7 protein-coding genes are annotated in these 7,480 nt (G+C 63.8%); 3 read left to right on the top strand and 4 right to left on the bottom strand.

Annotated features, from left to right (window positions below):
* Positions 1 to 95: 95 nt before the first annotated feature.
* Positions 96 to 395, top strand: coding sequence for a hypothetical protein (locus G0P99_RS23380; RefSeq protein WP_164132900.1), 300 nt, complete (start codon positions 96 to 98; stop codon positions 393 to 395).
* Positions 396 to 1,276: 881 nt separating this feature from the next.
* Here G0P99_RS23380 and nagA read toward each other — a convergent pair.
* Genes nagA through G0P99_RS23360 form a run of 4 tightly spaced genes read right to left on the bottom strand, consistent with a single transcriptional unit; the run spans position 1,277 to position 5,122 of the window.
* Positions 1,277 to 2,455: an N-acetylglucosamine-6-phosphate deacetylase gene (gene nagA / locus G0P99_RS23375; protein WP_164132899.1), complete on the bottom strand. Its 1,179-nt coding sequence runs from the start codon at positions 2,453 to 2,455 to the stop codon at positions 1,277 to 1,279.
* Positions 2,452 to 3,480, bottom strand: coding sequence for an SIS domain-containing protein (locus G0P99_RS23370; protein WP_164132898.1), 1,029 nt, complete (start codon positions 3,478 to 3,480; stop codon positions 2,452 to 2,454). Before G0P99_RS23370 ends, nagA begins: the two co-directional genes overlap by 4 nt.
* Positions 3,481 to 3,497: 17 nt before the next feature.
* Positions 3,498 to 4,247, bottom strand: coding sequence for a GntR family transcriptional regulator (locus G0P99_RS23365; protein ID WP_164132897.1), 750 nt, complete (start codon positions 4,245 to 4,247; stop codon positions 3,498 to 3,500).
* Positions 4,244 to 5,122, bottom strand: coding sequence for a BadF/BadG/BcrA/BcrD ATPase family protein (locus G0P99_RS23360; protein WP_164132896.1), 879 nt, complete (start codon positions 5,120 to 5,122; stop codon positions 4,244 to 4,246). Before G0P99_RS23360 ends, G0P99_RS23365 begins: the two co-directional genes overlap by 4 nt.
* 169 nt (positions 5,123 to 5,291) lie before the next feature.
* Here G0P99_RS23360 and G0P99_RS23355 point away from each other — a divergent pair, with 169 nt between their 5' ends.
* Both G0P99_RS23355 and G0P99_RS23350 read left to right on the top strand, forming a co-directional pair.
* Positions 5,292 to 6,188 carry an N-acetylmuramic acid 6-phosphate etherase gene (locus G0P99_RS23355; protein WP_164132895.1) on the top strand — a complete coding sequence of 299 codons (897 nt, stop codon included), beginning with the start codon at positions 5,292 to 5,294 and terminating at the stop codon, positions 6,186 to 6,188.
* A gap of 10 nt (positions 6,189 to 6,198) precedes the next feature.
* Positions 6,199 to 7,452 (top strand): ABC transporter substrate-binding protein, encoded by a 1,254-nt coding sequence (locus G0P99_RS23350; RefSeq protein ID WP_164132894.1) that lies wholly within the window; start codon positions 6,199 to 6,201, stop codon positions 7,450 to 7,452.
* Positions 7,453 to 7,480 lie beyond the last annotated feature (28 nt).

Below are 7,480 nucleotides of genomic sequence, written 5' to 3'. Positions count from 1 at the left end.
CATAACCCGAAATCCATAAACAGAGGTGGCTCACTTCTCGATGAAAAACCCGGCTCACTTCTGGGTGGAAATCAACATGCCAGACTATCAGGGACATGAATTCCCTGAAGCGCGCGTTTGATCCCGACCTTGAACCTTCGGAAGAAGAACTAACCGTCTGCTCGATGACTGTGCCCTCCCGTGAAGAGTTGTGGGCCGCGACACTCTCCGCACCGGGTGCGGCGTGGGAGTACTCGAAGGCAGCGATTCCGACGCTTGAAGATATTCGAGACATTGACCTGCCGTCCTGGGGTGATCTGCTTGCCCTTTGGAACGCGGCTGTCACAGGCGTACAGGATGGCTGGGACGGAAGTGTCGAGCGAAGCCGAGAACTTTATCGTTGGTTAACTGAATAAGGCCGCGAGACGGTCACCCGCCCCTCCCGTCTCCGCCCGCGCGGTTTCCCCTGCCACCGCGTCCGAGTCCTCTCGCGCGGGGTGGTCGTCGGCTTCGTCGTAGGGGTGGCGATCCGGGGCGCGCGGGACAGCCCCGTGGGGTTCCTGTCGGGAGGCACCCGTCGGACCCTTCCTCTCCGTTTTTGCCCCCGGGTAGTGCCCCGTTTCGGTACGTCGGGGGAGGTTTCGCATGAGCTTCTTGGCCTTTGACGGTCTCCTACCACCCCAGCCATCTCTCTCCGCTCCTTGAACCGAAGACCCGCGCGGGATGCCGTTCGGGTTGAAGTGCCCCGACGGGTGCCCCAGTTCGGTGACGGGGAAAGGTCTCCACACCTGCCAAGTACCGGTCGGGCTTCGTGCTAGACCTTGTCGTTTCGACCACTCGAAACCGGGTCTCCCGCCGAGAGCGTCGGCAGCCCAATCTCATACTGCCTCCCGGAAGTGGACGGGGAACAGGGGTTAGTAGGGGAAAGCGTTCGGTGGAACCCGGGGGAATAGGGATAAGTAATGGGAAAGAGGGGAATGGAGAGGAAGGAAGGTCGAAGGGTGGACGGTTCTTCTTCCATTACCTCTTACTTAGTGAAACAAGCCCCTTGGAAGTACACCTCAAATCATGATGACCACCGAGAAACGCAGTCACATAGACATCTTCGGTTGACGCCTCACGCTGAGCGACGATGAGGCCGACCAGCGTATCAGTAATAAACTCTATGCGATCATACTTAGAGCCGGACAACGCGCTACCCTTCAATTCGATCTGTACTGCCTTCCAGCTATCGCCGCGAGCGTCGTGGATGAGACGAAGTAAGACGTTGAACTGTTTGTGCCGCGGATATCCAGCTCTATGAGGCGGAACGATCTGCTTCGATACCCCCAGCGTCGCGGAGCGCTGGCCCAGATCCGACCGGTGCGAGGCGGGAGAGGTCGTTTGCTATCCGGACGGCGCCAGACAGCGGGCCGAAGCCATAGCCAAGGCCGATCATGTCTGCGGGGGTGCGTGTGGCCGCCCGAAGTGCGTCCGCGACCGGTATGCCCACGCTTTGCACCATTGTCCGCACCGCTGTGGTGAGATCCAAATCCGCCCCTGCGAGGGTTCCGTCCTCGAGCGTCAGGATCCCGTTCCGGCGCCGGATCAGGCGCCCGCCCAGTTCGAACTCGACCGCGTCGGAGCCAGCGACGGCCATGGCGTCGCTGACAAGGAAGATCCGGCCCGGCCCTGTTTTTGCCTGCCAGGCCGCACGAATCGTCGCGGGGTGGACGTGGACGGCGTCGGCGATGAGGCCGGCCGACACGGCGCCGTTGGCCAGGGTGGCGCCGACCAAGCCCGGCTCGCGGTTGCCCAACTGGCTCATGGCGTTGAAGAGATGCGTGACGCAGCGCGCGCCCGCCGCAAAGTACCGCTGGCAGGTCTCGAAATCCGCGTCGCTGTGACCCAGAGAGACCAGAACCCCGGCCTTGGTGAGGGTGGCCACCTGATCCTCGGTGACGGACTCGGGCGCGACGGTGATCTTGAGAACGGGAAGCGCCTGCGCGGCCTCGAGCAGCATCTGCATGTCATGCGCTTCCATCGGCCGGATCAGGGCGGCATCATGCGCCCCCTTGCGCGCAACTGACAGATGCGGCCCTTCGAGGTGGAGGCCGACGATTCCCGACACGCGCTCGGCGATGGCCGCGCGGGCGGCGGCGATGGCGGCACGGGTGATCTCGGCCGTATCGGTGATGAGCGTCGGCAGCAGCGCGGTGACGCCCAGGCTGCGATGCGCCTTGGCCATGCGGCGGAGCGTCTCCACCGAGGGATCGGCGTTGAACAGGATGCCGTCACCGCCGTTGACCTGAAGATCCACGTAACCGGGAAACAGGATGTCGCCGCCAAGGTCTACGTCCTGACCGGTGCGGGGGGCCTGTGACTGGGGTCCGAGAAAGGCGATTTGCGCGTCCTCGAAACGGGCGGCGTGCCCATCGAGAAGCTGTGTCCCGTCGAAGATCCGGCCGTTCCTGAATGTGATGGCAGCGCTGCTCATACCGTTTCGGTCACCTTGTTGAGGTGGCGGGGCTTGTCGGGGTTGATCCCGCGCGCCAGAGCCACTGTTTCAACCATCGCGTAAAAGGACACAATGGCCGGGATCGGATCGCAGAGCCAGTGACCGGTACGCACATGGGGCAATGTGATTGCCTGCGATGTCTTGTCGGTCACCGCGAATACTCTGGCGCCCTTGGCCGCCAGCGCGTCGGCGGTTTCGGCAACGCTTGCCTCTGCCTTGTCCCGGGCGGCAAAGGCGATCACGGGAAAGTCGCTGTCCACGATCGAGACCGGGCCATGGAGCACTTCGGCCGAAGAGTAGCTTTCGGCATGGATGAGGCAGGTTTCCTTGAACTTGAGCGCCGCTTCGTTGGAGATCGCCCAGGACGGGCCGCGACCGATGGTGAAGAGCGAGCGGCCGTCCATGGCCATCGCCGCCGCCGACCAGTCGCAGCGCGAGGCCTCGTCCAGCTGTGCGGGCAGCGCATGAATGGCGGCGACGAGATCGGCATCCTGCTGCATCTCGGCCAGGAACCACAGCCCCGCCACCAGCGAGGTGACGAAGGTCTTGGTGGCCGCAACGCTCAACTCGGGCCCGGCATGGATCGGCAGCGTGGCATCGGCCACCCCGGCCAGGCGCGAGCCCGCGTCATTGGTGATGGCGACGGTCAGCGCGCCATTGGCGCGCAGCGCCTCGGTCAAGCGCACGATGTCCGGGCTCTGGCCCGATTGCGAGACGGAAATGCCGACCGCACCGCGCGCATCCAGTTGCACACCGTAGATCGAGTTTACCGACGGACCGACCGAGGCCATCGGGCGGCGCAACACAAGCTCGCTGGCATATTTGAGGTAGGAGGCGGCGTGATCGGAAGACCCGCGGGCGACCGAGATGAAATAACGCGGGTCGGCAGCGCGGGCCGCCGCCGCGGCGGTGCGGATCGCCTCGCCGCCCTGGCTCAGCAGCCGTTCGACGGCTGATGGGATTTCGCGCACTTCCCGGTGCATCAGGGTCAGTTCGGGTGACATGTCGTTCAGCCTTTCGGTCAGAGGCGCAGCTCGGCCACGAAATCGTAGGCGTCGCCGCGATAGAGCGAGCGGGTGAGTTCTGCGACCCTCCCGCTGGCCAGATATGAGGTGCGTTCGATGGAAAGCCCCGCCGCGCCTTCGGGTACGTTCAACAGATCGGCTTCGCGCGGTTCGAGGTTGATGGCAGAGATCTTCTGGAGCGCCCGGACCGGACGCAGTCCGCGCCGTTCGAGAACCTCGTAAAGCGAGGTGGTCACTTCCAGCGGGTTGGGCAGAATGTCGAGCGGTAGAGAGGCGCGTTCAAGCGCCATGGGGCGCCCGCCGGCCTCGCGCAGGCGGTAGATCCGGGCGACTTCGGCCCCGGCGTCAAGATCGAGCGCGTCGATCTCGCCACGGGTTGCCAGAAAGACGCCGCGTTCCAGCCAGCGCGATGTCGTCTCCATGCCGCGCTGTGCCATATCCTCGGTGAACGAGGTCAGGTGCGACAGGGATTGCTCCATCCGGCTCATCGGTTCGCGGACAAAGGAGCCGGATCCCTGGCGTTGCTCGATCAACCCTTCGCGTACCAACTCCTGGATCGCCTTTCTGACGGTGACCCTTGAAAGCTCGGTAATCTCGGCGATCTCGCGTTCGGGCGGCAGTGAGGAATTGGGTGGCAGAACGCCGCTCTCGATGCCGCTTTCCAGCCGCTGACGCAATTGCACATAGCGGGGGCCGCCCGTCTCGCCCAGCCAACCCTCGGGCCGCAGAAACTCGATCACGCTCATCGGGCGGCCTCCATGGCAAAATCCTTGGCAAGCGATAGAGCACCGGCCAGCGGTTCGCCTACCGAAGCTGAGACGTCAGCCTGCATCGCGGCGGGCAGATAGGGTTCGAAATGCGGGCCGATGCCACCGGTCAGACAGATTGTCATGCCGGGAACCCAGCCGATCGCGGGCAGGCTCTGCGCGATATCGGAGGCCGCATCCCCCATGATACGGCGGCCCAGCGCGTCGCCCGCCGCCGCATGCTCGGTGACATGGGGGGCAAGTGCCCCAAATTCCGACGGGCGCGCCGTGCCGCCGAACCGAACAATCCCCGCCGCGCCACCAAACCTGTCAAGCAGCATCTGTGACAGCCCGGACGGCTTCAGCCGCCCGTCGACCGCCCTGAGTGTGACTTTCAACGCCGCCCGCCCGATCCATTGCGCCGACGCCTCATCGCCCAGCACCGGCCCCCAGCCGCCGGAGAACCGCATCGCGCCCGCGATGCGTGACCCAAAGAAGGACCCAGTGCCGCAATGCGCGATAACCCCGTCACGGTCGCCCAGCGCGCCGCGCAGCGCGGCAGGGCGGTCATCTTCGATCCGCAGATGCGCGAAGGGCAGCGCCTGGCGCAAACGGTCCGCGATCTCGGCCCCCGTGACGCCCGCAAGACCAACAAATGTAGGCAGAGCCTTGAGCGCGTCGACGCTTTCCCCGGTCTTCGCGGCAAGGGCACCGATCCCTTCGATGATCTGGCGCACGCCGCCCGCAAAATCGGTGGATACATTGGCGGAGCCGGTTTCGACCGAGACCACATCGCGGCCAGTCCAAAGCGCGAGGCGGCAGCGCGTGCCGCCACCGTCGATGGCCATGACCCTGGTATGCTGCGATTCCGTCATGTAGATACCTTTATAATACCTATTGGCCATTTGAAAGGCCGCGCAGGTACCAAAATACTGCCTATCGAGCGCCTCCGCAATATTTTTAATACCAAAACCCTCCAAAAAATAATTTCTGGACAAAAGGTATTATAATGGTATCTTGTCCGGAATATCTGGGGTGAATCACATGACCGCATTGGGCACAGAAGGGCTGCATGACCAGGCAAAGGGGCTCGACACCCTTCCCCTGGCCAATGCCGCGATGATCCTGGCAGAGGGTCAGATCGCCGCGGCGGCCGTTCTGCGCACCGCCGCTCCCGCGATCACAGCGGCAGCGGGCACCCTGGCAAAAACGATCCGTGCGGGTGGCGTCATCCACTATGTCGCTGCCGGATCATCCGGCCTGATGGCTGCTGCCGATGCGCTGGAGCTTGGCGGGACGTTTTCGATCCTGAACACTCAGCTTCGCATTCATATGGCGGGCGGATTGCCTTCGGGCGTCGAGATGCCCGGCGAAACCGAGGACGATCTGTCCGGCCTTGACGAGACGTTTTCGGCACTTTCAGTGCGAGACACGGTGATTGCCGTTTCGGCCAGCGGAACAACGCCCTACACGCTGGAAGCCGCGCGGCTGTCCCGTGCCGCCGGCGCGACGGTCGTGGGAATTGCCAATAACGCAGGCTCCGCCCTTCTCGACATGGCGGATCACCCCATCCTTCTGGCCACCCCGCCCGAAGTCCTGTCCGGGTCCACCCGGATGGGAGCGGGCACCGCGCAAAAGATTGCACTCAACATGCTGTCCACCCTCATGGCGATCCAGTTGGGCCATGTCCATGACGGCATGATGGTCAACCTGAGGGCGGACAATGCCAAGCTGCGCCTGCGCGCCGCTGGCATGGTGTCCCGCATCGCCGGTGTCGACGAAGCGGCCGCCTGCGCCGCGCTGGACGCGACGCACGGCCATGTGAAACCCGCCGTTCTGGTCTCGAAAGGGCAAACGCCCGAGACCGCCCAAGCCATTCTTCGCGAAACCGAAGGAAACCTTCGCGCCGCCCTGGCGCGGCTCGAACACAAAGACTCATAGGGAGGAAGACATGAACCGCAGCACACTGAAACTGGCCCTCTTGTCCACGACGCTCGTGGCGGGAATGGCCCATGCGCAGGACGCCACGCTGATCATCGAAAGCTGGCGCAACGATGACCTGACCTTGTGGCAGGACAAGATCATTCCCGCCTTTGAGGCCGAGCACCCCGGCATCAAGGTGAAGTTCACGCCGTCGGCACCGGCGGAATACAATGCCGTGCTGAACTCGAAACTCGATGCAGGGTCGGCCGGCGATCTGATCACCTGCCGTCCGTTCGACGCCTCGCTGGCGCTGTATCAGGCCGGGCATCTGTCGGATCTCAGCGATCTGGACGCCATGTCGAACTTCTCGGACGTGGCCAAGTCCGCCTGGCAGACCGATGATGGCTCGGCCACGTTCTGCGTGCCGATGGCGTCCGTGATCCACGGGTTCATCTACAACAAGGACGCCTTTGAAGAACTCGGCATCGAAGTGCCGACCACCGAGGCCCAGTTCTTTGCCGCGCTCGACAAGATCAAGGAAGACGGCAGCTATATCCCGATGGCCATGGGCACCAACGACCAGTGGGAAGCCGCGACCATGGGATACAACAACATCGGCCCGAACTACTGGAAGGGCGAAGAGGGGCGTCTGGCGCTGATCAAGGGCGAGCAGAAACTGACCGACGAAGCCTGGGTTGCGCCCTATGCCACCCTGGCACGCTGGGGCGCCTATCTTGGCGACGGGTACGAGGCACAGACTTATCCCGACAGCCAGAACATCTTTACCCTTGGCCGTGCCGCGATCTATCCCGCCGGATCCTGGGAGATTTCGGGCTTCAACACCCAGGCGACGTTCGAGATGGGCGCCTTCAAGCCGCCGGTCCAGAATGCCGGTGACACCTGCTATATCTCGGACCATACCGATATCGGCATCGGCATGAACGCCGCTTCCAGCAATCCCGAGGCGGCACGGACGTTCCTGGCCTGGGTCGCAAGCCCTGCGTTCGCCGAGATCTTTGGCAACGCCCTGCCCGGCTTCTTCCCGCTGTCAAAAACGCCGGTCGCGCTGGAAGACCCGCTTGCCAAGGAGTTCGTGAGCTGGCGCGACCAGTGCGAGAGCACGATCCGGTCGACCTACCAGATCCTGTCGCGCGGCACGCCGAACCTTGAGAACGACACCTGGGGCGCATCGGTCGCCGCCATCAAGGGCACGGCAACGCCCGAAGAGCTGGGCCAGAAGCTTCAGGCCGGGCTGGCGAGCTGGTACGAACCGCAGCAGTAACCTCCCGATGCTGCAATTTGTCCCGGGC

The sequence above is a fragment of the Ruegeria sp. PrR005 genome, assembly GCF_010500245.1.
Taxonomy (GTDB): domain Bacteria; phylum Pseudomonadota; class Alphaproteobacteria; order Rhodobacterales; family Rhodobacteraceae; genus Ruegeria_B; species Ruegeria_B marisflavi.
This window is presented reverse-complemented; position numbering and strand designations above follow the sequence as displayed.